We start from the raw sequence: 24,040 nt of genomic DNA, 5'->3' as shown, positions 1-24,040 counted from the left end.
GTGCGAAGCCCCCTGGCCGCCGCGAGGCAACCGCGGAGCGGCTGGTGGCAGGCCGTGGTGGCTCGCCGCGCGCGGCGAGGGCGACATCAGCCCGGGACCTTCCCGGCCGCCGGATGCCCAGATGGCGCCGGCTCCCAGCGCATGCGAGGTGTGACAGGCCTGCCCGGGCCTACGCCCCGGCCCGCATTCCGAGCGGCGAATGTGCCGACATCCTCGGCTGATCGCCGAGGCTGGCGACAACCGGTGAGTGAGATCCGACGTGGAAGCTCTCCTATCCGAAAACGGACCTGTCAAGAGGACGTGCCTTGCACGGCCCTTGACCACCCGCCTCTACACCTCTCTGCAACCGCGCCCTCACGCCGTTGATTTGTGTCCAAAGCCCTGCTTGCTTTTTGTAAGGTGTTACATCTAGAAGAAGTTTCCAGGGTGCCCCCGCCGCCACGGGCTGAGTGGGTACGGGTTGCCATGTGCGGGACTTGGAGAGCTCACCCTGACGTGGCAAAGCGTGCCGGGGGGTGTCTCGCGGGGCGGGTTTGCGTTGCATGACTTTATTTACGCGCGTCACGCGTCTTAGTCATGCTGGAAGCTCCCGGTCCGTTCAGAGTTGGAGCAGTCCATGCCCCTTGAACCGTCGTGGACTTGTCGCCCCCCGGTCGGCGGTCACCGTCCGGCACGTAGGGGCGTCGCTGCTCGTCGAAGCCGACCGTGAAGCGGCGCGGCCCGTAGTCCACCACCGTGGTGCCGTCGGCGTCGAGGCCGAGGTCCGGCACCAGCCGGTCCGAGAGCTGGTCGGCCGTCAGGCCCAGACCCTCGGCCACCTCGGCGATCCGCTCCTGCGCACGGGACTTGAGCGCCTTGAACTTCACCCGCTGGGCGATGCCGTGCAGGTGGAGCAGCGCCACGTCGGTGCCGATCGCGGCGAGCACGCCCAGCCCCTCGACCGCCCGGTGGTGGGCGCCCTCGCCCGGCCATTCGCGGAGCACCGGGGTCAGCCGGCGCACCGTCTCGTCGTCACCGAGGGAGCCCAGCGCGGTCAGCGCCCAGCTCTCCTTGGACGGCATCCCGGCCTGACGCCACTCCTCGAACAGGGCCCAGCCGAAGGCGGCCAGCGAATCGGCCCGGCAGGCCCCGGTGACGACCGGCACCCCGGCGTACGGCTCCTCCGGGCGGGAGAGCGCGAGCATGGTGAGCAGGTGCCGTACGGCCGACTCGGGCAGCGCGGCGCCGGAGGTGAGCAGCAGCTGGGGCAGGACGGCGGGCTGCAGCCAGGCCGGGAGCTCGGGCATCTTGGCGGGCAGCGCGTTCTCCAAGGGGTCGGCTGCCAGCGCCTCGCCGACGATCCCCGCCGCCTCGACGCCGTAGCGACCGGCCACGGCGGCGGACAGGGTCGGCGTACCGGCCTCGGCGGCGACCAGGCGCAGTGCCTGTTCGGCGGCCTTCCGGGCCGCACCGTCCGGGCCGACGGCCTCCGGTACCAGCAGCAGGGCACCCTCGACCCCGTGCCGGGCGAACCACGAACGGGCCGTCGGCTGGGCCGACTTGAGCCGAACCAGGCAGTCCGCCATCACCCGGGCCACCCCGGCGTCCCGGAACGGGAGCAGCAGCGGGGCGATGCTCGCCGGCTGCGAGGAGGCGGCCGCGAGCAGCGCGGGCAGGGCGGAGAGGCCGTAGCGGGCGATCACCGGCCGCAGCTCGTCCCCGCCGCCCCAGGTCTCCACCGGCCGCCACTTCTCGAGCAGTGGGGCGAGCAGCTTGCGCGGGCCGAGCATCAGCAGCCGGCGCGCGTGCCAGAGGTTGCCGCTGTGCCCGAAGACCTCCCTGGCCTCCCTCGCCCAGTCCGTCCCGCTCGGGAAGGGCCAGGGTTCCTCAGCGGCGGCCCAGCGCTCCTTCTCGTCGGCCCGCCACTGCAACTCCGGTGCGGCGTCGGCCTGGAGACCGGTGAGTACGCGGACGGTGCGGCGGGTGCGGGGGCGCGCCCACGGCGGGGAGACCAGCAGCGCGGGCAGCTCGTCCGGGGCAGCCTCGGCCACCCGGGGCCGGAGGCCGTCCAGGGATGCGATCAACTCGGTCGTCCGCGCGTCGAGTTGTGCCGTCATTTCGGGCAGGACGGCGTGCTGGAGCTGGACGTGGGTGGTCAGCAGGCGGCGCGCGTCGGCGGCAGTCGGCCCGTCGGCGAGCACCGTCTCGGCCAGCAGGCGGGCGGCCCGGACGGGGTAGCGCTGCATGGCCTCCTGGAGTGCGGGCCGGGCCTGCTTCTCCGGCAGGCGGCCGAGCAGGAAGCGGAACGCCTGGTCGGTGGGGAGCTGCACCGCGACCGAGGTGACGGTGCGCAGCTCGTCCGTGCCGTGGTACTGCCCCAGGGCGGCGTCCAGGTAGCGGCCCGCCTCGGTGCCGACGCCGTCGGCGAGGGTGGCGAACAGGCCCACCGTCCAGTCGTGGTAGCCGAGGACGGGGTTCGGGTCGAGGCGGTCGAGCTGGGCCGGGTCGTCCACGGTGGCCAGCAGCAGGGTGAGCAGCGTGCTGCTGTAGCGCGGTGCGTCGGTGAGGCAGTCCTCGGTCCAACCCGGCGTGCCCGGGGCCAGGTAGGCGGCCAGCAGGCGGCCGGCGGGCGTGGTGCGGAGGTCCTCCAGCGCGTCGATGGCGTCCTGGTACACGGCCTCGTCGGCGACGGCGAGCAGGGCGCGGAGCCGGCCGGCCAGCTGGGCGGCGCTGTTGAGCTCGGGCCGCTGGGGGGAGCGGTAGCGGAGCTGGACGTCGACCCTGACCATCCCGCTCTGGTGGTAGTGGACGTGCAGCCCGGCGAGTTCCACCAGGGCGCGGGCGGCGAACGGCAGGCCGAACCGGACCGCCCAGTCGTCGACGAACGGGGACTTCTCCAGGCCGCTGTGGTGCCAGGCGGGCGGCAGGATCGCGGCGACCACGGCGGCCCCGAGCGGGTCGGCCTCCCCGGCCAGGTACCCGCGTGCGGCGGCGACCAGCTCCGCAGGGGCCTGGCGGGACGTCAACACCTGCTCGATCCAGCCGTGTTGGGCCTCGATCCGCTCCTCGGCCTGGCGGACGGCCTTGGCCGCCGGGCGCGGCACCGGGCGGACCCGGCCACCGCGGCGCGGCTGGAGGACGCGGTGCCAGGAGGCGGGGAAGACGAAGGTGGTCTCGTCCGGCAGCCCGCCCGCCCCCGCTTCCGTTCCGTCCTCCACCTCAGAACCTGCGACCGTCTCCGTCATCGCCTCCGCTTCCGTGTCAGCGGCGGGAGTCGGAGCGACGGCAGCGGTCGGAGTGGGGGCGGCGGGAGCTCCGTCGGCGGCGGTGTAACCCTTGCGGGTCTTCTCGCCCATCAGCTTCGCGAGGTGCGCCTCGGCGGCATCGGCGGAGGCGAGCTCCTTGACCTGCTCGCGCCCCGCCGTCCCGATCCGGCCGTAGCGCACCACCACCGAACTGCCCTCGACCGCCGCCTCCCAGAACTTCGCAGATCCGTCACCGACGAACTCCCAGCGCCGCACCGCTTCTCCTCCAAGGCATGGCCGGCCGCCCGGAGCCGTGATCGTCCGGTGTGCCTGAGCAGCACCCTAGCCCCGCGCCCCGACAGCCCGGAGGCGCGGACCGTCGACAGATGACACAAGGTGTCCTATGGTGAACCCAGTTTCCTGACTCCGAGCAGAGGAGGCCGCACCATGGCTGCGGAAACCTTCGGCACCTCCAAGTCCGACCTGGTGGAGCTCGCCCACCGGCGGATGGACACGGCCATCCCCGACAACGACTGGACCGTCCGTCAGAAGCTCGCGCTCACCTGCCGGATCCTGTTCGACGCGGGCCACGACTCCGGTCTGGCCGGGCAGATCACCGCCCGCGCCGAGCGGCCGGGCACGTACTGGACCCAACGGCTCGGCCTCGGCTTCGACGAGATCACCGAGGACAACCTGCTGCTGGTCGACGAGGACCTGAACGTCCTCGAGGGCGAGGGCATGGCCAACCCCGCCAACCGCTTCCACAGCTGGATCTACCGGGCCCGCCCCGACGTCGCCTGCGTGATCCACACCCACCCGCTGCACATCTCGGCGCTCTCCATGCTGGAGACGCCGCTGGTCGTCTCGCACATGGACCTGTGCCCGCTGTACGACGACTGCGCCTTCCTGGAGAAGTGGCCCGGCATCCCGGTCGGGAACGAGGAGGGCGAGATCATCACCGCGGCCCTCGGCGACAAGCGCGCCCTCCTGCTGGCCCACCACGGGCAACTGGTCGCCACCGGAAGCATCGAGGAGAGCTGCACCCTGGCCGTGCTGTTCGAACGGGCCGCCCGGCTCCAGCTGTTGGCGAGCGCCTCCGGCCGGATCCAGGAGATCCCCGAGCTGCTCGCCAAGGAGGCGCACGACTGGACCTCCACGCCCAAGCGCGGCCAGGCCAACTTCGCGTACCACGCCCGCCGCGCCCTGCGCGCGGGCCACGGCGACGCCCTCACGGGCGGGACCGCCGCCCGCTCCCGCCCACCACTCCCAGAACGGTGCCTGACGATGACCCACACGACCCTGGACGGCATCATCGCCTACCCGGTCACCCCCTTCGCCGCCGGTGACGGCACGGTGGACACTGACCGCCTGGCCGCCCTGACGGACCGTCTGGTCCGCTCCGGGTGCCACGCGGTCGCCCCGCTGGGCTCCACGGGGGAGAGCGCCTACCTCTCCGACCAGGAGTGGTACGCGCGGCCGAGGCCTCGGTGGCCGCGGTGGCGGGCGGGTGCCCACCGTGGTCGGGATCGCCGACCTCACCACCCGCAGCGCCGTCGAGCGGGCCCGGTTCGCGGAACGGGCCGGGGCCGACGTGGTGATGGTGCTGCCGCTGTCGTACTGGCGGCTGGACGAGCGCGAGGTGGTCCGGCACTTCACGGCGGTCGCGGACGCCGTGTCGGTGCCGGTGATGATCTACAACAACCCGGCCACCGCCGGCGTCGACCTGTCGCCCGAGCTGATGGTGCGTCTGGTCCGGACGGTGGAGAACATCACCATGGTGAAGGAGAGCAGCGGGGACATCCAGCGCCTGCACCGCCTGCACCGGGCTCACCGACGGCGAGCTGCCGTTCTACAACGGGAGCAACCCGCTGGCCCTGGAGGCCTTCGCGGCCGGCGCGGCGGGCTGGTGCACCGCGGCCGCCTGCCTGATCCCCGAACTGACCCTGGAGCTGCACCGGGCCGTCCGGATCGGTGACCTGGACGCGGCCCGGAGCGTCTTCTACCGTCAACTGCCCCTGCTGGACTTCCTGTTGAGCGGCGGCCTGCCGACCACGGTGAAGGCCGGGCTCGCGCTGCAGGGCTTCGAGGCCGGCGACCCCAGGCAGCCGCTGCTGCCGCTCGACGAGGCGGGCCTGGCCCGGCTCGCGGGTCTGCTCGCGGCGACGGCGGCCGTACCCGCCTGACCGGCCGCACGGCCGGCCGGGGCCGAGCCCCCGTCAGGGGAGCGGCGGCACCCGTCCGGCGGAGTCGGCCGGATCGTCGTGGATCACCACCAGGATCTGGGCCGGCTCCGCCCCGGTGCTCCGGCAGCGGTGCGGCAGGGCCGAGTTGAAGTACACGCTGTCCCCCGGGCCGAGCGCGACCGTCCGGTCGGAGAACTCCAGCTCGGCCGTGCCCGCGTGGACGAAGAGGAACTCCTCGCCGGCGTGCGACTTCCACGGGCTCTCGGCCCCGGCGGTCGGCGGGTGCATCACGAAGGGCACCATCTGCTTGCCGCTGAGGCCGGTGGCGATCCCCTCGTAGCGCGGGGCGCCCGGGCCGTCGGCGCCGTCCGCGATCCTGGTCCGCTCGCCGGCCCGTACCACGGTGACCAGTTCGGGCTCGACCTCCTCCGAGAACAGCCGCCCGACCTCCACGCCCAGCGCGTCCGCCAGCCTGAGCGCGGTGGAGATCGACGGGTCGCTGAGCCCGCGCTCGACCTTGGACAGGTAGCTCTTGGTCACCCCGGCCCGCTCCGCCAGGGCCTCCAGGCTGAGCCGCTGCTGCTTGCGCAGGACCCGCACCCGGCTGCTGCTCATTCGGACACCCTCTCGACCCGTACGGACCGTACGAGTATCCCACCGCGGCCGCCGGTGCCCGCCCCGGCGGCCCGCGGTGCCCGAGCGGGCGTCAGCCCATGCTCTTCGCACCGTCGATCGCCTCGCGGACGATGTCGGCGTGGCCGGCGTGCTGGGAGGTCTCCGCGATGACGTGCAGGAACACCCGGCGGGCCGACCACTTGGCGTCCTCGTCGAACCACGGCGCCTTGGGCAGCGGCTGGACCGCGTCCAGGTCGGGCAGGGTGGCCACCAGCTCGTCGGTGCGGGCGGCCACCTCGGCGTACGCGGCCAGCACGCCCTCCAGCGTCTCGCCCGGCAGCAGGCGGAACTCGTTCTCCCGGGCCGCGAAGTCCTCCTCGGTCATCGCCGCGAAGTCCGGCATCGCGGACGGGCCCTCGAGGATGAAGTCGACCCAGGTCCGCTCCACGCCCGTGACGTGCTTGATCAGCCCGCCCACGGTGAGCCCGCTCACCGTGGAGCGGTGCCCCGCCTGCTGGTCCGTCAGCTCGTTGGCGGTGAACCGGAGGAAGAACCGCGACTTGGCGAGCTGCTCCAGCAGGTCGGCGCGCTCCCCGGTGACGGCCGGGGCGGTGATCGGGGCCTGGAGGTTGGTGGTCTCGGTCATGGTGGCTCTCCGTCTTCGTCGTTCTGGTCGGTCGTTCCGTCGACAAGAGAAAAGGTAGGCCCCATCTAGGTCAGAACGTGTCCGCTTCGCCGCCGGGAGCCTCCCGGATTCCGGAAACTTCCCCACTGCGGCCCACGGGGCAGGAGATCCCCTCGATCCGGTCATGGCAGGGCAAAACTTGGCGGCCCGCTCTTGAGCCGCACACGCCAGTCCGAATAGACAGCTTCCGCACACCACTTCAGTCGCCGCTGCGGCGGCCCGTCGCCGCCGCAGCGCGCTCCGTCACGCCTCCACGAGGGGCAGTTGACGCTCCGTCGAACCGAGAGGGGAGCCGACGTGCCCACCGCACGGAAGCAGCTTTCCAAGAGCGCCGGCCCGGTCACCGCCACCGCCGCGATCGCGGCCGCAGCCGCCCTGGTCCTCGCGACCCTGGGCGCCGCGGCACCCGCCTCCGCCACACCCGTCGGCGAGGGTGCCAGGACCCTGAGCGGCAGCCACCCCGCCTGGGCCACCCCGCAGGCCGATGCGGGCGCGGTGGACGCCGCCGTGCCCGCGAGCGCCCGGATCTACCTGGCCGGACGGGACGCGACCGGCCTGGCCGCGCTGGCCCGGGCGGTCTCCGACCCGGGATCCCCCGCCTACGGCCAGTTCCTGACGGCCGACCAGGTGCGGGGCAGGTTCGGCGCCACCACCACGCAGGTCGCGGCCGTCACCTCCTGGCTGACCGGCGCCGGTCTCACCGTCTCCTCCGTCACCGCGCACCACGTCCAGGTGACCGGCCCGACCGGTGCGTTCGCCAAGGCCTTCGGCACCGACTTCCGCAGCTACCGCACCGCGGACGGCACCCACCGCGCCCCGGCCCGGGACGCCCAGGTGCCCGCGCAGGTGGCCGGCGCCGTGCTCGGCGTCTCCGGCCTGGCCGACGCGATCCACGTCAACGTCTCGCACGCCGTCTCGGTCCGGGAGGCCGAACGGCGCTCCGCCGCGGCCCAGGGTCTGGCCGCACCCGACAAGAGTGCCCCGGCCGCGCTGCCGACCGTGCCGACCTGTTCGGAGGACGGCTACGGCTCCAAGACCGCCAAGGGCGCGCCCGAGGGCTACGAGAAGAACGAACCCTTCGCCCCCTGCGCCTACGTCCCCGCCCAACTGCGCACCGCCTACGGGGTGACCGCCGCTCGCGCCACCGGCAAGGGGGCCCGGGTGGCCGTCATCGACGCCTACGGCCTGCCCACCATGGAGCAGGACGCGAACCACTTCTCCACCGCGCACGGCGACCGGCCCTTCGCGCCCGGCCAGTACACGGAGCACGTCACTCCGGCGCAGTGGACCCACCAGGATGAGTGCGGCGGGGCCGACGGCTGGGCGGGCGAGGAGGCGCTGGACGTCGAGATGGTGCACGGCCTCGCCCCCGACGCCCAGGTGGTCTACGTCGGCGGCAACTCCTGCTACGACGAGGACCTGTACGACGCGATGGCCAAGGTGGTCGACGAGCACCTGGCCGACGTGGTCTCCAACTCCTGGGGCGAGATCATGCACGCCACCGGCGGTGACATCGACCCGGCCGTGGTGGCCGCCGACAACCAGGTCTTCCAGCTCGGCGCGGTGACCGGCATCGGCTTCGCCTTCTCCTCCGGCGACTGCGGCGACAGCTCCCCGGGCGCCGCCGCCACCGGCGTCAACTGCGAGGCGACCACCGACCAGGCGCAGACCGACTGGCCGTCCTCCTCCCCGTGGGTCACCTCGGTCGGCGGCACCGCACTCCAACTCCGGGACGGGGGAGGCCGGTACGGCGACGAGGTGTCCATGGGTGACAAGCGCTCGGTGCTCTCGGCCGACCAGAAGTCCTGGACTCCGTTCCCCGGCGCCTTCTACTTCGGCGGTGGTGGCGGCGTCTCCAAGGACTTCGCCCAGCCCTGGTACCAGAAGGGCGTCGTCCCCGACCGGATCTCCACCACCGCCGCCGACGGCACTCACTCCGCCACCCCGCTGCGCGCCACACCCGACCTCGCCATGAGCGGTGACCTGGTCGCCGCCACCCTGGTCGGCTACACCGCCGACGGCACCTACAGCGAGGGCGGCTACGGCGGCACCTCGGTCTCCGCCCCGGAGGCCGCCGCCATGCTCGCCGACGCGGTCGAGGCCCGCGGCGGCCGCGCCCTCGGCTTCGCCAACCCGGCGCTCTACGACCGGGCCGGGCGCGGCGTCTTCAACGACGTCGACGACACCGCCAACCACTCCAAGCGCGGCAACGTGGTCGACCTCGGCACGGTCAACGGCGCCCTGAAGGTGCGCCTCTACCGGATCGGCGCCGACTACGGCCTCTCGGCCGCCCGCGGCTACGACACCGCCACCGGCCTCGGCTCCCCGGGCCGCGACTTCCTCCGCTCCTTCCGCCTCGGCGGCTGACGGTGACCTGAGCGCCCTCCGGGCCGCCCTCGGGCCGCCCTCGGGCCGCCCGGAGGGCGGTCAGGGGCGCGGGGAACTGCGCGCTGCGGAAGAGGACGACCCGTGTGCCGGGTACGGACACTCACGTGCACGTGAGACTCCGTACCCGGCACACGGGTCACGTCCAACTACACGGTGGCCAGCGGGAGTTCGAAGCCGCCGGGTTGGGCGTCGGTGAGGGAGAGGGCGGCGGCGACCTCGCTGGGGAAGGGGCGCAGGCCGAGCAGGGCGGCGGTGAGGTGGGCGGTGGCGCGGTGCCAGTCGCCGGAGCGCTGCAGCAGGGCGTGTCCCGAACCCCGCACGGTGTACCCCGCGACCCGGGCGCCGGCCTCGCGGGCGCGGGCGGCCAGCAGCCGGGTGGCGGCGGGGTCGGTGACGGTGTCGCGGTCGCCGTGCAGGGTGAGCAGGGTGCGGTCCTTGAGCTGGGCGACCGGCTCCTCGGGCGGGCACCACGGGGCGAGGGCCACCACGCCCGCCACGCAGGGGTGGCCGGCGGCGCGGATCGCCGCGCGGCCGCCCATGGAGTGGCCGATCAGGACGGTCGGCACGGGGCCCAGGGCCTCGGCGAGGTCGCTGAGGGCGGCCTCGGCGTCGCGGGCCGCGTCGGCGTGCTCGCCGTTCCAGCCGCGGTAGCGGTACCGGACGGCGCCGAGCGCGATCCGCTGACCCGCCGTCACCTTGGCCACCGCGCGGGCGAACCCGGCCATCCGCAGGGCCGGCAGGTTGACGGGCCCCGGCCGGTCCTCGCTGAACTCCTTGCCGCCGTGCAGCACCAGCACCGCGGCCTCCGCACCGTCTGGGCGCCGCCCCCGCCACCGCAGGCTCCGGTGGCCCACCGCTCTGCTCACGTCTCGTTCGTCCTCCCGCTCGCGCCCCCGTCCGGGGACGGCCACTGTACGCCCGCGGTGCCCTCCGACCGCCCTCGGGCCGCCCGTAGGGCGGTCAGGGGCGCGAGGAACTGCGCGAGACGGAAGACGACCACCCGTGTGCCGGGTACGGAGATCCACTTGCACGTGAACGTCCGTACCCGGCACACGGGTCGTCGCGTTCCCCTGCGCGCAGTTCCCCGCGCCCCTGACGGCCCTCCGGGCCGCCGGAGGGCCGCCGGAGAGCCGCGCTCCGGGTCGCTACTCCAGGGTGTTGACGCCCGCGCGGAGGAAGGCGATGGCGGCCTCGATGTTCTCCTGCTCCGGGCTGTTGCAGAGCTCCGAGATGACCCCCGCCGCCGCGGCCGCCGCCATCCGGGGCGCGAAGTCGTCCGGCGAGCTGCCGGTCTCCTCGGCGAAGAGCCGGGTGCCCTCCTGGATCACCTCCGCCAGACGGGAGTTGGCGACGGCCTTGAGCTGGGGATTGGCTTCGAGCATCTGATCGCTGAGCTGGTCCAGCTCGGTGTTCTCGGCGAACCGGGTGCGCAGCCAGTGCTCCAGCGCGTCCAGGATGGTCCACTCCGCCGGGCGGTCCCGCAGGCCGGCCGCGAGCTCCGCCGCGAAGCCGTCGAAGTGGGTCAGGGCCAGGTCGAGCTTGGACGGGAAGTAGAGCGTGACCGTGCGGGCCGAGACCTCGGCGGCGACCGCGATGTCGGCGATGGTCGTCGCGTCGAAGCCCCGGTCGGCGAACCGCTCCAACGCCGTCCGCACGATCGTCTCGCGGCGCCTGGCCTTGGAGCGCTCCCGGAGGCCGTCCTGGCGCTCGTCAGTGGTCATGCTGCGGAGATTACCACCCAGGGTTAAATTACAGTCCAGTGTAAAAATGCCGTACGGTGCAACGAGACGCCCGGACGGGGCACGGAGCGAGGCGAGAGGGAGGACGGCATGGCGGCACGCCTGTACGGCTTGGGGCGGTGGGCGATACGCCGCCGTGGAGCGGTGGTCGCGGTCTGGCTGCTGGTCCTGGCGGTGGTCGGTGGTCTCGGCGCCACCCTGCACGGCAAGCCGAGCACCGAGTTCACCGTGCCGGGCATCGAGTCCCAGCAGGCCCAGGACCTGCTGGAGCACCGGTTCCCGACCGCATCCGGCGGCACCGCCCGGGTGGTGTTCGCCGCCCCCGAGGGGAAGGCGCTGACCGATCCGGCCGCCCAGCAGGCCGTGGCCGAGGGCCTGGGGCGGGCCGCCGCCGTGCCCGGCGTGGTGCACGTGGCCCCGCCCGCCGAGACCGGTGCCGTCTCGCCGGACCAGCGGATCGGCTTCGCCGACGTGCTGTTCGACCGCCCGGCCGACCAGGTGCCGCAGAGCTCCAAGGACGCGCTCACCGAGGCCGTCGCCCCGGCGCGCGGCGCCGGGCTCCAGGTGGAGCTGGGCGGTTCGGTGATGGCCCCGGTGACCGAGGTCGGCGGCCCGGCCGAGGTGGTCGGCGTGGTGATCGCCTTCGCCGTGCTGTTCCTCGCGCTGGGATCCCTGGTGGCGGCGGGGCTGCCGCTGCTGACCGCCGCCGTCGGCGTGGTCATCGGGGTGATGGGCGTTCAGTTCGTCTCCCGCTTCGTGGACCTCACCAGCACCGCCACCGTGCTCGCCCTGATGATCGGCCTGGCCGTCGGGATCGACTACGCACTCTTCATCATCTCCCGCCACCGCGAGCAACTCGCCGATCCTGAAGCCGAGTTGGACGACTCCATCGCGCGGGCCACGGCCACCGCCGGCAGCGCGGTGGTGTTCGCCGGAGCTACCGTGATCATCGCGCTGGCGGCCCTCGCGGTCACCGGCATCCCCTTCCTCACCGCGATGGGCCTGGCCGCAGCCGTCACCGTGCTGCTCGCGGTGCTGATCGCCGTCACCCTGGTGCCCGCCGCCCTGAGCTTCGCGGGCGAGCGCCTGCGCCCGAAGGCCAAGGCCACGAGGAAGGACAGGGCCACGAGGAAGGACAGGGGCACCGAGGGCCCCGCGGACTCCCCGTCCTGGAGCGCCCGTTGGGCGAGCCTGGTGACGCGCCGCCCGCTGGCCGTGCTGCTGGTCGGCGTGGTCGGCCTGGTGGCCCTCGCGCTGCCCGCCAAGGACCTGCGCCTGGGCCTGCCGAGCAACGCCTCGCAGCCCACCAGCAGCACCCAGCACAAGAGCCACCAGCTGCTGACCGAGGGCTTCGGCCCCGGCTTCAACGCCACCCTGGTCGCCGTCGTGGACACCGCCCGGGTGCCCGCCGAGCAGCGCCCCGCCACAGTCGCCGGCCTGGCCCGCTCGCTGGCCGCCGACCCCGGTGTGGCCGTGGTGGCCCCGCCGACCGCCAACCCCGACGGCAGCCTGAGCGTGGTGGCCGTGGTCCCGAAGTCGGGACCGGACGACCAGGCCACCAGCGACATGGTGCACCGTCTGCGCGCCCTGGCCCCGGAGGTCGAGAAGGCCGGCGGCACGCTCTACGTCGCCGGCGGCACCGCCGCCACCATCGACATCTCCCAGAAGCTGTCGGACGTGCTGCCGCTCTTCGTGGGCATCATCGTGCTGCTCGCCCTGGTCCTGCTGACCATCGCGTTCCGCTCGGTGCTGGTGCCGGTCAAGGCCGCGCTCGGCTTCCTGCTCTCGATCGCCGCCTCGCTCGGCGCCACCGTCTGGGTGTTCCAGCAGGGCCACCTCAACGGCGTGCTGGACGTGCCCTCGGCCGGGCCGGTGACCAGCTTCCTGCCGGTGCTGCTGATCGGCGTGCTGTTCGGCCTGGCGATGGACTACGAGGTCTTCCTGGTCAGCCGGATGCGCGAGCACCACGAGCACACCAAGGACGCGGCCGGGGCGGTCACCCAGGGCCTGGCGCAGAGCGGACGGGTCGTCACCGCCGCCGCGCTGATCATGGTCGCGGTCTTCGGGGGCTTCGTCTTCAACCACGACCCGATCATCAAGTCGATCGGCTTCGCCCTCGCCTTCGGCGTCCTGATCGACGCCTTCGTGGTCCGGATGACCCTCGTCCCGGCCGCCATGGCGCTGCTCGGCCGCCGGGCCTGGGGCCTGCCGAAGTGGCTCGACCGGATCACCCCGGACGTGGACATCGAGGGTGCCAAGCTCCCGCCCCGCACCCCTGCGGCCACCGCCGCGCAGGCGGAGGAGCCGGTGACGGCGGGGCGCTGAGCCGTGCCGTCCGCCGTCCACCGGTTGTCCGAAGGTGCGTCAGGCCCGGTCGACCAGCCGGGCCAGGGCGTCGGCCAGCGCGCCGAGGCCCGGGCCGGCCGGGCCGCCCGGTTCGGTCATGTAGCCGTCGCGGCGGATCTCCACCATCAGCGCGCTCACCCGGGCGTCCTTCCCGTAGTGGCGCAGCGGCACGTAGGTGCCGGCGAAGGGGCTGTCCAGCCCGGTGCCGCCGAGGCCCTCGAAGCACGCGCGGGCCGCGGTCAGCAGCTCGGCGGGGGTGTGGAACGGATCGGTGCCGAGGCAGACCGGCGGGCGCGGGTCCTCACCGTGCAGCTCGTACGGCAGGGCCGCCGTCGGGTAGGAGTGCACGTCGATCACCACCGCCCGGCCGACGGCGGCCAGCCGCTCCTCCACCGCCTCGGTGAGCGCGGCCGCGTAGGGGTGGAAGTACCGCTCCAGCAGCGGCTGCTGGTCGTGGTCGGAGGCCCGGAGCGGCTCGCCGTGGGTGGTGCGGGTGTAGACGGCGCCCATGCCGGCCTTCAGCATCTCCTCGCGCTCGTCGGGGAAGCGCTCCGGGTCGACCACCAGGCGGGAGAGCCGGTTGACGAACCGCCAGGGCGTGAGCGCGGCGGCCGCCGCGGCGCGGGCCGCCAGTTCGGCGGTGTGGGCGTCGGTGATGTGGTCCAGCTCCCGGGCCAGGGCCGGGTCGTCGAGCAGGATGCCGCGGCGGACCTCGGGAGGGACCACCCGGGAGGAGTGCGGGACGTGCAGGATCACCGGGGAGCGGGCATCACCCGGGTGGAGCCGGTACGGGCTGTCGTCGGTCACGGAGGTCCCCCGGGGTCGGTGGTGGCGGTGGCGGCATCGGCGGTGGTGGTGCGGGGCCATCATGCCCCGGCTCCGTAGAGTGGGTTCGATCTTCGAGCACCGACCGATGCGACTGAGAGGCCGTCACCATGAGCCAGAGCGCAGACCGTTCCGCCCGCGCCGAGCTGGGCGTGATCGGCGGGTCCGGACTGTACGCCCTGCTGGACGAGGTCACCGAGGTGGTGGTGGACACCCCGTACGGGCCGCCGAGCGACTCGCTCTTCCTCGGCGAGGTGGCCGGCCGCCGGGTGGCGTTCCTGCCCCGCCACGGCCGGGGCCACAGCCTGCCGCCGCACCGGATCAACTACCGGGCCAACCTCTGGGCACTGCACTCCCTGGGGGTCCGTCAGGTGCTCGGCCCCTGCGCCACCGGCGGCCTGCGGGCCGAGTACGGGCCCGGCACGCTGCTGGTGCCGGACCAGTTCGTCGACCGCACGGCCGGGCGGCCGCAGACCTACTACGACGGCCTGCCGCTGCCCGGCGGCGGCCACCCCGAGGTGGTCCACGTCTCGATGGCCGACCCGTACTGCCCCGACGGCCGCGAGGCCGCCCTGGCCGCCGCCCGCGGCCGCGGCTGGGAGCCGGTGGACGGCGGCACGCTGGTGGTGATCGAGGGGCCGCGCTTCTCCACCCGCGCCGAATCCCGCTGGTTCACCGCCAACGGCTGGTCGGTGGTCGGCATGACGGGCCATCCGGAGGCGGTGCTGGCCCGCGAGTTGGGCCTCTGCTACACCTCGCTGGCCCTGGTCACCGACCTCGACGCGGGCGTGGAGACCGGTGAGGGCGTCACCCACGCCGAGGTCCTGGAGGTCTTCGGGCGCAACGTCGACCGGCTGCGCACCGTCCTCTTCGAGGCTTTGGAGGGCCTGCCGGCCAAGCGCGACTGCGTCTGCTCGCACGCGCTCGACGGACTGGAGACCGGGCTGCCGGGCGTCGGCGCCTGACCGCGCCCGACCGGCGGCGGACGGTGACGCCCGGTCAGCCCGCCCCGCCCCGGGCGGGCGCCGGGGTGTCCACCGAGAGCGGGCCGCCGGCCGGCGTGAGGTAGGTGACCATCAGGACCACCGGCTCGGTGCCGTGGTTGTCGCCGACGTGCGGGTGCTCGGGCCCGGCCGGTTCGAAGACCACGCCGCCGGGCCCGGTGGTCTCCACCGTGCCGTCGGCCAGCACCCGGGTGAGGGTGCCGGACCTGACCACGGCGAGCACCGGCCCCGGGTGGTAGTGCCAGCCGGTGGTCCCGCCGGGGGCGATCACCACCTCGCCCACCACCACGTCGGTGTCGCCCCCGGGGCGGAACGGCAGCGGGCCCCGGTGCGAACCCCGGGCCAGTGGGGTGGTGCTGATGCCCCGGGCGGTGTCCCCGCCCGCCCGGATCGACCGGCCTCGCGCGGCCGCGGGACGGTGCGTACGACGGTGGGTGCGTCCGTGGTGGTGTTCCGCATGGTGTTCCGTGCCCCCGCACATCGGTGTCGATGATCGGATGATCACCGGCACGCGAACATACCAGCGTTGTTGATCTTCATGTCCGCCCGCCGGTGCCCGATGATGGACGGGTGCCAGAAGGAGACTCCGTCCACCGCGTCGCCACCGAGCTGGACCGGGCCCTCACCGGCCGGGTGCTGGTCCGGGCCGAGCTGCGGGTGCCCGCGCACGCCACCGCCGACCTGACGGGCCGTCGGGTGCTGGGCACGGTGCCGCGCGGGCAAGCACCTGCTGACCAGGTTCGACGGCGGCCTGACCCTCCCACACCCACCTGCGGATGGACGGCCGCTGGGCCGTCTTCGCACCGGGGGAGCGGTGGTCCGGCGGCCCGGCCCCACCAGGTCCGGGCCGTGCTCGGCACCGAGGGGCCGACCGCCGTCGGGTACCGGCTGCCGGTGGTCCGGCTGCTGCGCACCGCCGAGGAGTCCACCGCGGTCGGCCACCTCGGTCCGGACCTGCTCGGCCCCGACTGGGACGCGGCCGAGGCCGCCCGCCGGATCCTCGCCGACCCCGAACGCCCGCTCGCGGAAGCCCTGTTGGACCAGCGCAACCTCGCCGGGATCGGCAACATCTACGCCAACGAGCTCTGCTACCTGGCCTCCCTCACCCCCTGGGCCCCGGTCGCCGACGCCGCCCCCGTGCTGGACCGCCTGCTGGCCCGTGCCCAGCGGCTCCTGGACGCCAACAAGGCCCGCTCCGGTCACCCGACCGTCCCCGACGCCCGCCCCGGCCGGATGCACTGGGTCTACGGCCGCGACCGCAGGCCCTGCCTGCGCTGCGCCACCCCCGTTCGGGCCGCCACCCACGACCGCGACCGCCCGGCCTACTGGTGCCCCGCTGTCAGCGGGGTCCTACCCCTGAGGCCCCGTCACCAGGGCGGGGTGGCGCGGGTCGTCGCAGCGGACGGTGAGGTCGGCCAGCCCGGCCGGGTCGGTCTCCTCGGCGTAGCGGGCGAAGGCCGGCAGGGTCCAGTGCTGTCCGGGTGCGGTGCGGCGGGCCAGCGCGGCGGGGGTGAGCGCCAGGTGGACCGTCAGGTCGAAGGGCAGCCAGCGGCGAGCAGTAGCGGCCCGTCCAGCAGCAGCACCGCGTCCGGCGGCAGGGTGACGTACGCGGCCCGGGTGGAGCGGTCGGTGGCGGGGATCGCGGAAGGTCGGCAGCACCCGGCCGCTGCCGCCGGGCTCCAGCGGGTCGAGCACCTCGCGCAGCAGGGTGCGCTCGTCCAGCCAGAGGTCGTGGAACGCGTCGGCGTCCTGGTGCCCGTACTCCAGCCGGATCGAGGCGGCCTGCAGGAAGTCCACCGCCGAGACCCGCTGCACCGGGCGGCCGCGCAGCCGCAGCGGCTCCACCAGCGCGTCGGCCAGCTCGCCGGGCCGGGCGGCGTCGGCGCCGTCCAGCGCGACCCGGATGCGGCGGCCGTCGTCGACGGGCAGCGCGGCGATCCGGTCGGCGAGCAGCTCGGCCAGCCGCTCGGGCGAGATGGGCTGCACCGGCACGGGTGCTCTCCTCTCCGTAGGGGACGTCCTCCGCTCTCAAGGCGCGGCGGTGCCGGTGTATGCCCGTGCGGCCGGTGGTGCCACCTGGTGCAGTGGTGGCGCCATATGGCGCCACCATGGCGCCGCACGATGCGACAGAGGGGCGGTGGTGGCACCGCGGATCGGCTCGGATCTGCTCATCGGCGCAGGTCAGGGCGGTATGGCGCCACATTGCGCCACCGTGGCGCCAGGAGGGCTTGCGGATGGTGCCATCATGGTGCCATGATGGCGTCATGGACCTCACCCCGTATGTCGACAACCTCCGCCGCGAACTCGCGGTGGCCGCCGAGGCGGGGGGCGAGGACGCCCGCGAGCTCGCGGAGCGCCTCACCGCCCCCCTGGAGTCGGCGACCAGGCTGACCATGCTCAACGTGCTCTCGGCCGCGATGGACGAGATCACCCGCGAGCTGGCCCCGGGCTCGGTCGACGTGCGGCTGCGCGGGCTCGACCCGGACTTCGTGGTGACGCTGCCGCCCGCCGACCGCGGTGCGCCGGCGGAGCCGTACGCGCCCGCCGAGCCGTACCCGGCAGGGAGCGAGCTCGACGAGGGTGGCGCGACCGCCCGGGTCAACCTGCGGCTGCCCGCCCCGCTCAAGGCGCGGGCCGAGGAGGCCGCGAGCCGCGAGGGCCTGTCGGTCAACGCCTGGCTGGTGCGCGCCGTCTCCTCCGCCGTGGACGGCGGCTCCGCCGCCCGGCCGGGCCGCCCGGGCGGGCTGCACTCCGTCGGGCAGAGCATCACCGGCTGGGTCCGCTGACCGGGGCCCCGCCGCCCAGCACCTCCTGACGGCGCGTCATCCGCGCGCCGAAATCCACCGGACGTCTCCTACCTGCGGAGATGCCATCGAGAGCCAAGAGGACGCCACCGCCATGCCTTCTTACGACACCCCCGCGCCGATCTCCGTCACCGCCCACGTGGAGGCCGGCTCCATCCGCATCGCCGCCGCGGACCGCGCGGATACCGTGGTCGAGGTGCTGCCCCGCAACCCCAAGAAGGACGCCGACCGCCGGGCCGTCGAGCAGACCGAGGTGAGCTTCGCGAACGGCACGCTCAGCGTGAAGACCCCCAAGTTCCGCAACACGCTCCGCAAGCCCGGCACCGTGGACGTCACGGTCGAGCTGCCCACCGGCTCGGCGGTCGACGTGACCGCTGCCTGGGCCCAGGTGCTCGGCGAGGGCCGGCTCGGCGAGGTCCGGGTGAAGACCTCGAGCGGTGACACCCGGCTGGACACCACCGGCCCGCTCCGGCTGACCGCCTCGCACGGCTCGATCACCGTCGAGCGGGTGGACGGCACGGCCGAGATCACCACCAGCACCGGCAGCCTCCGGGTCGGCAGCGTCAGCGGCTCCGCCGTCCTGAAGAACTCGCACGGCACCACCTCGGTGGACCTGGTCGGCGGTGACCTGCGGGTGAGCGGCGCCAACGGCGACATCGACGTGCGCCGGGCCGAGGGCTCGGTGACCGCCACCACCGCCCACGGCACCATCCGGGTCGGCGAAGTGACGCGCGGCACCGCCCAGTTGGAGACCAGCTACGGCGCCATCGAGGTGGGCATCCGTCAGGGCACCGCGGCCTGGCTGGACGTCAACTCCGGTGCCGGCCAGGTGCGCAACATGCTCACCGGCTCGGACGCCCCGGCGGAGAACGAGGAGACCGTCAAGGTCCACGCCCGCACCCGCTACGGGAACATCGACGTCCTGCGCGCCCGGGGCTGACCCCTCGGCGGAACCAACTCACCGACCAGGCAAGTCCGTTCACCGAAAGGGGAGGGCTCCGTGCCTTCATCTGTCATGCCCACGCCCAGGCACAACGGCGGGCCCTCGCAGGCACCCGCCGCCGTCACCGCCGTCGGCCTGCGCAAGTCCTACGGCGACAAGACCGTCCTCGACGGGGTCGACCTGCGCATCCCGGCCGGATCCGTCTTCGCCCTGCTGGGGCCGAACGGCGCCGGCAAGACCACCGCCGTCAAGATCCTCTCCACCCTGATCGGCGCCGACGGCGGACAGGCCCAGGTGGCCGGCCACGACCTGGCCGCCCAGCCGCAGCAGGTCCGCGCCGCGATCGGCGTCACCGGCCAGTTCTCCGCCGTCGACGGGCTGATCACCGGCGAGGAGAACATGCTCCTGATGGCGGACCTGCACCACCTCCCGAAGGCCGAGGGCCGCCGCGTCACAGCCGAACTCCTGCGCCGCTTCGACCTGGTGGAGGCCGCGAAGAAGCCAGCCTCCACCTACTCCGGCGGCATGAAGCGCCGCCTGGACATCGCGATGACCCTGGTCGGCAACCCGCGGATCATCTTCCTCGACGAGCCCACCACCGGCCTCGACCCCCGCTCCCGCCACGCCATGTGGCAGATCGTCCGCGAGCTGGTCGCCGACGGCACCACCGTCTTCCTCACCACCCAGTACCTCGAGGAGGCCGACGAACTCGCCGACCGCATCGCGGTGCTGAACGGCGGCCGGATCGTCGCCGAGGGCACCGCCGGCGAGCTCAAGCGCCTCGTTCCCGGCGGCCACGTCCGCCTGCGCTTCACCGACCCGTCCGCCTACCAGGCCGCCGCTGCCGCCCTCACCGACGCCGCCCGCGACGAGGAGGCGCTCGCCCTGCAACTCCCCAGTGACGGCAGCCAGCGCCAACTCCGGCGCATCCTCGACCACTTGGACAACCACGGGATCGAGGCCGACGAGCTCACCGTGCACACCCCCGACCTGGACGACGTCTTCTTCGCCCTCACCACCCACCCCGCGGAGGCCTCCCGATGAGCTCCCTGTCCCTGGCCGTGCGCGACTCCTCCACCATGCTGCGGCGCAACCTCCTGCACGCCCGCCGCTACCCGTCGCTGACCCTCAACCTCCTCCTCACGCCGATCGTCCTGCTGCTGCTCTTCGTCTACGTCTTCGGCGACGTGATGAGCGCGGGCATCGGCGGCGGCGGGGCCGACCGCTCCGAGTACATCGCCTACCTGGTCCCCGGCATCCTGCTGATGACCATCGGCGGCACCACCGTCGGCACCGCCGTCTCGGTCTCCAACGACATGACCGAGGGCATCATCGCCCGCTTCCGCACCATGGCCATCCACCGCGGCTCCGTCCTGATCGGCCACGTGATCGGCAGCGTGGTGCAGTCAGTCGCCGCCGTCGTCCTGGTCGGGGCCGTCGGCGTCGCCATCGGCTTCCGCTCCACCGACGCCACCGTCCTGGAGTGGCTCGCCGCCCTCGGCCTGCTCACCCTCTTCGCCCTCGCCCTCACCTGGATCGCCGTCGGGATGGGCATGGTCAGCCCCAGCGCCGAGGCCGCCAGCAACAACGCCCTCCCGCTGATCTTCCTCCCGCTTATCTCCAGCGCCTTCGTCCCCGTCACCGCCATGCCCGGCTGGTTCCAGCCCGTCGCCCAGTACCAGCCCTTCACCCCCGCCATCGAGACCCTGCGCGGCCTGCTGCTCGGCACCGGGATCGGCCACAACTGGTGGATCGCCCTGCTCTGGTGCCTCGGCCTGACCGTCCTCGGCTACCGCTGGTCCAAGTCCGTCTACGACCGCGACCCCAAGTGACGGACCACCACCGCCCCCGAGGGGCGGCCTCCCCTGACACCACGTCAGGGGAGGCCGCCCCGCAGGCGTTTCCCGGCCGACCCTAGGGTGGAGCGGGTGACGACCTCCCGACTTCCCGCCGCCGACCCGGTGGCCCTGCTCACCGCCGACCCGTACGCCGGCTACGCCGCCCTCCGCGAGGCCGGCCCCGTGCACCGGGTCACCGGCCCCGACGGGCTCCCGGTCTGGCTGGTGACCCGCTACGCCGACGTCCGCCGGGCCCTGGCCGACCCGCGTCTGGCCCTCGACAAGCGCCACGCCGCCCCCGGCAACTACCGCGGCTTCTCGCTGCCGCCCGCGCTCGACGCCAACCTGCTCAACATGGACCCGCCCGACCACACCCGGATCCGCCGCCTGGTCTCCCAGGCCTTCACCCCGCGCCGGATCGCCGCCCTGCGCCCCGCCGTCGAGCGGACCGCCGAGGAGCTGATCGACGCCATCGCCCCGCTCGGCCGGGCCGAACTGATCTCCGCCTACGCCGCCCCGCTGCCGATCACCGTGATCTGCGACCTGCTCGGCGTCCCCGCCGACCACCGCCACGACTTCCGGGCCTGGACGGACACCCTGGTCGCCCCCGACCCGGCCCGCCCGCAGGACGCCAAGGCCGCCGTCGGCGCGATGCTCGGCTTCTTCACCGAGCTGATCGCCCGCAAGCGCACCGAGCCCGGCGAGGACCTGCTCTCCGCGCTGATCGCCGTCCGCGACGACGAGGGCGGCGAGGGCGGCGCGGGTGCCCAGGACCGGCTCGGCGAGGACGAGTTGACCTCGCTCGCCTTCCTGATCCTGTTCGCCGGCTACGAGAACACCGTCCACCTGATCGGCAACGCCGTGCTCGCCCTGCTCACCCACCCCGAGCAGCTCGCCGCCCTGCGCCGCGATCCGGCCCTGGCCGCCGGGGCCGTCGAGGAGTTCGCCCGCTACGACGGCCCCGCCCCGCTGGCCATCCGCCGCTTCGCCACCGAGGACCTCACCATCGGCGGCGTCGCCGTCCCGGCGGGGGAGACCGTCCTGCTCGCCCTGGCCTCCGCCAACCGCGACCCCCAGCAGTTCCCGGAGCCGGACCGCCTCGACCTGGCCCGCCCGGAGAACCAGCACCTGGCCCTCGGCCACGGCATCCACTACTGCCTCGGCGCCCCGCTGGCCCGGCTGGAGACCGAGGTCGCCCTCACCGCCCTGCTGCGCCGCCTCCCGTCCCTGACCCTCGGTCAGCCCACCGGGGAGCTGCGCCACCGCCCCTCGCTGCGCGCCCGAGGCCTGCTGGAGCTGCCCGTACAGTGGGCCTCCACGACGACGGTTGAGGAGGGGGACGGATGCTGACCCTGGCAGAGGTGGACGCCCTGGCGGAGCAGGCGCACGCGGGGCAGGTGGACAAGCTCGGCGTCCCGTACATCGGGCACGTGCGGGCAGTGGCGGCCGGACTGGCGCCGTTCGGCGACGGGCTGCGGATGGCCGGGCTGCTGCACGACGTACTGGAGGACACCCCGCTGACGGCCGAGGACCTGCTCGCGGCCGGGGTGCCGTCCGCAGTGGTGGCGACGGTGCGGCGGGTCACCCGGGTGGCGGGGGTCGGGTACGAGGAGATGGTCCGTCAGGTGGCGGGGGACCAGGCCGCCGCCCTCGTGAAGATCGCCGACAACGCCCACAACTCCCACCCCGACCGGGTGGCCGCGCTGGACCCGGCCTCCCGGGAGCGGCTGGCCCTCCGGTACCGGGGAGCACGTGCGGTGCTCTGGCGGGCGGTGCCCGAGGCCGACGTCCGCGCGGTGCTGGAGCTGGTCAACCCGGCGCTCCTGGCGGAGCTGGCCGCGGTCGGCGGATGAGCGCAGGCTGGGAGGTGGCCCCGCAGCAGTGGGCCCACGACCCAGGGAGCACCACCATGTCGGACATGCAGCAGCGGCTCGGCGAGAAGGACGCCACCGACCGGGAGGACGTCCGGTCGGCCGACCCGGAGGAGGGCATCACCTCGTACCAGATCATGCACGCCTGGGAGGAGTCGCAGGCCGAGGGCGACCGCGACGACGAGGACCGGGACGACCGCTAGGAACCGCCCTCGGAGCGCAGGTCGGCGATCCGCTGGATCTTCCCGACCGAGCGCTCCAGCGTGTAGGGGTCGACCACCTCCACCTCGGCGCTGACGCCGATGCCGTCCTTGATGTCCCGGACGATCGCCGCCCCGGCGTCGGCCCGCTGCCGCGGGTCGGCGTCGGGGCGGGCCTCCACCCGGACGGTGAGGTGGTCGAGGCGGGCCCGGCGGGTCAGGCGGAGCTGGAAGTGCGGGGCGACCGTGGGGGGTGCGCAGCAGGATCTCCTCGATCTGGGTGGGGAAGAGGTTGACCCCGCGCAGGATGATCAGGTCGTCGCTGCGGCCGGTGACCTTCTCCATCCGGCGGAACGCGGGCCGGGCGGTGCCCGGCAGCAGCCGGGTCAGGTCCCGGGTGCGGTAGCGGATGACCGGTTGCGCCTCCTTGGTGAGCGAGGTGAACACCAGCTCGCCGTGCCCGCCGTCGGGGAGCGGTTCGTCGGTGAAGGGGTCGACGACCTCGGGGAGGAAGTGGTCCTCCCAGATGTGCAGGCCGTCCTTGGTCTCCACGCACTCCTGCGCCACGCCCGGTCCCATCACCTCGGAGAGGCCGTAGATGTCGACCGCGTGGACGCCGGTGCGCTCCTCGATCTCGCGGCGCATCTCCGCCGTCCAGGGCTCGGCCCCGAGGATCGCGACCCGCAGCGCGGTGGAGCGCGGGTCGACCCCCTGCTTCTCGAACTCGTCGAGCAGGGTGAGCAGGTAGGAGGGGGTCACCATGACGATCTCCGGCCCCAGGTCCCGGATCAGCTGGACCTGACGGGCGGTCATGCCGCCGGAGGCCGGGATGACGGTGCAGCCGGCCCGGGTGGCGCCGTCGTGCGCGCCGAGGCCTCCGGTGAACAGCCCGTACCCGTAGGCCACGTGCACCTTCTGCCCGGCCCGGCCGCCGGCCGCCCGGATCGAGCGGGCCACCAGGTCGGCCCAGACGGAGAGGTCGCCCTCGGTGTAGCCGACCACGGTCGGGCGGCCGGTGGTGCCGCTGGAGGCGTGGATGCGGCGCACCCGCTCCATCGGGACGGCGAACATCCCGTAGGGGTAGGTCTCGCGCAGGTCCGCCTTGGTGGTGAAGGGGAAGCGGGCCAGGTCGGCCAGGGTGCGGCAGTCCTCGGGGCGCACCCCGGCGGCGTCGAACTTCCGCCGGTAGAGCTCGACGTTGTCGTAGGCGTGGCGCAGGGTGCCCTGGAGCAGGGTGAGCTGGCGCTCCCTCAGCTGCTCGGGCGTCAGCCGCTCGCCGGCGTCCAGCAGTTCCGCCGGAAGGGGCTCTCCGAGGCGCTTGCCCATCGCATCTCCTCCGTCACTCGGTCATCCGACCGGTCATTCGGTTGGTACG

20 protein-coding genes and 4 pseudogenes are annotated in these 24,040 nt (G+C 73.9%); 14 read left to right on the top strand and 10 right to left on the bottom strand.

The genetic code is table 11. The features are described 5' to 3' along the window. Positions 1-548 precede the first annotated feature (548 nt). Complete coding sequence (locus ABD946_RS14590) at positions 549-3,500, bottom strand: WGR domain-containing protein (RefSeq protein ID WP_345283597.1); 2,952 nt, start codon at positions 3,498-3,500, stop codon at positions 549-551. Positions 3,501-3,671: 171 nt separating this feature from the next. Here ABD946_RS14590 and ABD946_RS14585 point away from each other — a divergent pair. The 3 genes and pseudogenes from ABD946_RS14585 to ABD946_RS14575 form a co-directional block, all read left to right on the top strand. Beyond that, positions 3,672-4,628: pseudogene (locus ABD946_RS14585) on the top strand (aldolase); the annotation flags it as partial. Positions 4,629-4,731: 103 nt separating this feature from the next. Further along, positions 4,732-5,199, top strand: coding sequence for a dihydrodipicolinate synthase family protein (locus tag ABD946_RS42725; protein WP_425558624.1), 468 nt, complete (start codon positions 4,732-4,734; stop codon positions 5,197-5,199). Next, positions 5,093-5,407, top strand: coding sequence for a dihydrodipicolinate synthase family protein (locus ABD946_RS14575; protein ID WP_425558623.1), 315 nt, complete (start codon positions 5,093-5,095; stop codon positions 5,405-5,407). Before ABD946_RS42725 ends, ABD946_RS14575 begins: the two co-directional genes overlap by 107 nt. Before the next feature lie 33 nt (positions 5,408-5,440). Here the strand turns inward: ABD946_RS14575 and ABD946_RS14570 are convergent, their stop codons facing one another. Continuing rightward, a complete protein-coding gene (locus tag ABD946_RS14570) occupies positions 5,441-6,022 on the bottom strand; it encodes a helix-turn-helix domain-containing protein (protein ID WP_345283595.1) in 582 nt (193 codons plus the stop codon). A gap of 91 nt (positions 6,023-6,113) precedes the next feature. Further along, positions 6,114-6,668, bottom strand: a complete 555-nt coding sequence (locus ABD946_RS14565) for a DinB family protein (RefSeq protein ID WP_345283593.1) — start codon at positions 6,666-6,668, stop codon at positions 6,114-6,116. 336 nt (positions 6,669-7,004) lie between these two features. Between ABD946_RS14565 and ABD946_RS14560 the strand changes: the two genes are divergently transcribed. Beyond that, entirely contained in the window at positions 7,005-9,074 is a 2,070-nt protein-coding gene (locus tag ABD946_RS14560; protein WP_345283591.1) for a S53 family peptidase, read from the top strand. A gap of 167 nt (positions 9,075-9,241) precedes the next feature. On the opposite strand, the gene ABD946_RS14555 is transcribed toward ABD946_RS14560, so the two are convergent. After that, entirely contained in the window at positions 9,242-9,961 is a 720-nt protein-coding gene (locus ABD946_RS14555; RefSeq protein ID WP_345283589.1) for an alpha/beta fold hydrolase, read from the bottom strand. 279 nt (positions 9,962-10,240) lie between these two features. Further along, positions 10,241-10,816: a TetR family transcriptional regulator gene (locus tag ABD946_RS14550; protein WP_345283587.1), complete on the bottom strand. Its 576-nt coding sequence runs from the start codon at positions 10,814-10,816 to the stop codon at positions 10,241-10,243. Positions 10,817-10,924: 108 nt separating this feature from the next. Between ABD946_RS14550 and ABD946_RS14545 the strand changes: the two genes are divergently transcribed. Next, the gene (locus ABD946_RS14545; RefSeq protein WP_345283585.1) at positions 10,925-13,159 is read left to right on the top strand and encodes an MMPL family transporter; all 2,235 of its coding nucleotides are present in this window, start codon (positions 10,925-10,927) and stop codon (positions 13,157-13,159) included. Between the two features lie 39 nt (positions 13,160-13,198). Here the strand turns inward: ABD946_RS14545 and ABD946_RS14540 are convergent, their stop codons facing one another. Further along, positions 13,199-13,987, bottom strand: coding sequence for an N-formylglutamate amidohydrolase (locus tag ABD946_RS14540; protein ID WP_345283584.1), 789 nt, complete (start codon positions 13,985-13,987; stop codon positions 13,199-13,201). A gap of 128 nt (positions 13,988-14,115) precedes the next feature. Between ABD946_RS14540 and ABD946_RS14535 the strand changes: the two genes are divergently transcribed. After that, on the top strand, positions 14,116-14,970 hold the full coding sequence (locus ABD946_RS14535) for an S-methyl-5'-thioadenosine phosphorylase (RefSeq protein WP_345283582.1): 855 nt from the start codon (positions 14,116-14,118) through the stop codon (positions 14,968-14,970). A gap of 34 nt (positions 14,971-15,004) precedes the next feature. On the opposite strand, the gene ABD946_RS14530 is transcribed toward ABD946_RS14535, so the two are convergent. Beyond that, complete coding sequence (locus ABD946_RS14530) at positions 15,005-15,490, bottom strand: cupin domain-containing protein (RefSeq protein WP_345283580.1); 486 nt, start codon at positions 15,488-15,490, stop codon at positions 15,005-15,007. 20 nt (positions 15,491-15,510) lie between these two features. Beyond that, entirely contained in the window at positions 15,511-15,732 is a 222-nt protein-coding gene (locus ABD946_RS42720; protein WP_425558625.1) for a hypothetical protein, read from the bottom strand. Here ABD946_RS42720 and ABD946_RS42715 point away from each other — a divergent pair. Next, a pseudogene (locus ABD946_RS42715) lies at positions 15,643-16,065 on the top strand (DNA glycosylase); the annotation flags it as partial. The gene ABD946_RS42720 and the pseudogene ABD946_RS42715 overlap by 90 nt on opposite strands. A gap of 294 nt (positions 16,066-16,359) precedes the next feature. On the opposite strand, the pseudogene ABD946_RS14520 reads toward ABD946_RS42715, so the two are convergent. Beyond that, a pseudogene (locus ABD946_RS14520) lies at positions 16,360-17,001 on the bottom strand (nucleoside/nucleotide kinase family protein). Positions 17,002-17,273: 272 nt separating this feature from the next. On the opposite strand from ABD946_RS14520, the gene ABD946_RS14515 reads away from it, so the two are divergent. From ABD946_RS14515 to ABD946_RS14485, 7 genes are all read left to right on the top strand, one after another. After that, a complete protein-coding gene (locus ABD946_RS14515) occupies positions 17,274-17,795 on the top strand; it encodes a hypothetical protein (protein WP_345283578.1) in 522 nt (173 codons plus the stop codon). 112 nt (positions 17,796-17,907) lie between these two features. Next, positions 17,908-18,753 (top strand): DUF4097 family beta strand repeat-containing protein, encoded by an 846-nt coding sequence (locus tag ABD946_RS14510; protein ID WP_345283576.1) that lies wholly within the window; start codon positions 17,908-17,910, stop codon positions 18,751-18,753. Positions 18,754-18,828: 75 nt separating this feature from the next. Further along, the gene (locus ABD946_RS14505; protein WP_345283574.1) at positions 18,829-19,800 is read left to right on the top strand and encodes an ATP-binding cassette domain-containing protein; all 972 of its coding nucleotides are present in this window, start codon (positions 18,829-18,831) and stop codon (positions 19,798-19,800) included. Continuing rightward, positions 19,797-20,588 (top strand): ABC transporter permease, encoded by a 792-nt coding sequence (locus ABD946_RS14500; protein ID WP_345283572.1) that lies wholly within the window; start codon positions 19,797-19,799, stop codon positions 20,586-20,588. Before ABD946_RS14505 ends, ABD946_RS14500 begins: the two co-directional genes overlap by 4 nt. A gap of 96 nt (positions 20,589-20,684) precedes the next feature. Next, entirely contained in the window at positions 20,685-21,944 is a 1,260-nt protein-coding gene (locus tag ABD946_RS14495; RefSeq protein WP_380148563.1) for a cytochrome P450 family protein, read from the top strand. Then, positions 21,938-22,447, top strand: coding sequence for an HD domain-containing protein (locus ABD946_RS14490; RefSeq protein WP_345283568.1), 510 nt, complete (start codon positions 21,938-21,940; stop codon positions 22,445-22,447). Before ABD946_RS14495 ends, ABD946_RS14490 begins: the two co-directional genes overlap by 7 nt. Beyond that, entirely contained in the window at positions 22,444-22,668 is a 225-nt protein-coding gene (locus tag ABD946_RS14485) for a hypothetical protein (protein ID WP_345283566.1), read from the top strand. The genes ABD946_RS14490 and ABD946_RS14485 overlap by 4 nt, the downstream gene beginning before the upstream one ends. On the opposite strand, the pseudogene paaK reads toward ABD946_RS14485, so the two are convergent. Continuing rightward, positions 22,665-23,991, bottom strand: a pseudogene (paaK, locus tag ABD946_RS14480) (phenylacetate--CoA ligase PaaK). The gene ABD946_RS14485 and the pseudogene paaK overlap by 4 nt on opposite strands. Between the last annotated feature and the right edge of the window lie 49 nt (positions 23,992-24,040).

This window comes from Kitasatospora albolonga (assembly GCF_039535905.1).
Taxonomy (GTDB): domain Bacteria; phylum Actinomycetota; class Actinomycetes; order Streptomycetales; family Streptomycetaceae; genus Kitasatospora; species Kitasatospora albolonga.
The sequence above is the reverse complement of the archived record's forward strand: the minus strand, read 5'-3'. Positions and strand labels throughout refer to the sequence as shown.

Bases quoted from the DNA above. Each gene is read 5' to 3' on its own strand.
- ABD946_RS14510 (WP_345283576.1), top strand. From the start codon at position 17,908: ATGCCTTCTTACGACACCCCCGCGCCGATCTCCGTCACCGCCCACGTG.
- ABD946_RS14550 (WP_345283587.1), bottom strand. From the start codon at position 10,816: ATGACCACTGACGAGCGCCAGGACGGCCTCCGGGAGCGCTCCAAGGCC.
- ABD946_RS14485 (WP_345283566.1), top strand. From the start codon at position 22,444: ATGAGCGCAGGCTGGGAGGTGGCCCCGCAGCAGTGGGCCCACGACCCA.
- ABD946_RS14490 (WP_345283568.1), top strand. From the start codon at position 21,938: ATGCTGACCCTGGCAGAGGTGGACGCCCTGGCGGAGCAGGCGCACGCG.
- ABD946_RS14545 (WP_345283585.1), top strand. From the start codon at position 10,925: ATGGCGGCACGCCTGTACGGCTTGGGGCGGTGGGCGATACGCCGCCGT.
- ABD946_RS14530 (WP_345283580.1), bottom strand. From the start codon at position 15,490: ATGTGCGGGGGCACGGAACACCATGCGGAACACCACCACGGACGCACC.
- ABD946_RS14535 (WP_345283582.1), top strand. From the start codon at position 14,116: ATGAGCCAGAGCGCAGACCGTTCCGCCCGCGCCGAGCTGGGCGTGATC.
- ABD946_RS14515 (WP_345283578.1), top strand. From the start codon at position 17,274: ATGGACCTCACCCCGTATGTCGACAACCTCCGCCGCGAACTCGCGGTG.
- ABD946_RS14505 (WP_345283574.1), top strand. From the start codon at position 18,829: ATGCCCACGCCCAGGCACAACGGCGGGCCCTCGCAGGCACCCGCCGCC.
- ABD946_RS14500 (WP_345283572.1), top strand. From the start codon at position 19,797: ATGAGCTCCCTGTCCCTGGCCGTGCGCGACTCCTCCACCATGCTGCGG.
- ABD946_RS14565 (WP_345283593.1), bottom strand. From the start codon at position 6,668: ATGACCGAGACCACCAACCTCCAGGCCCCGATCACCGCCCCGGCCGTC.
- ABD946_RS14570 (WP_345283595.1), bottom strand. From the start codon at position 6,022: ATGAGCAGCAGCCGGGTGCGGGTCCTGCGCAAGCAGCAGCGGCTCAGC.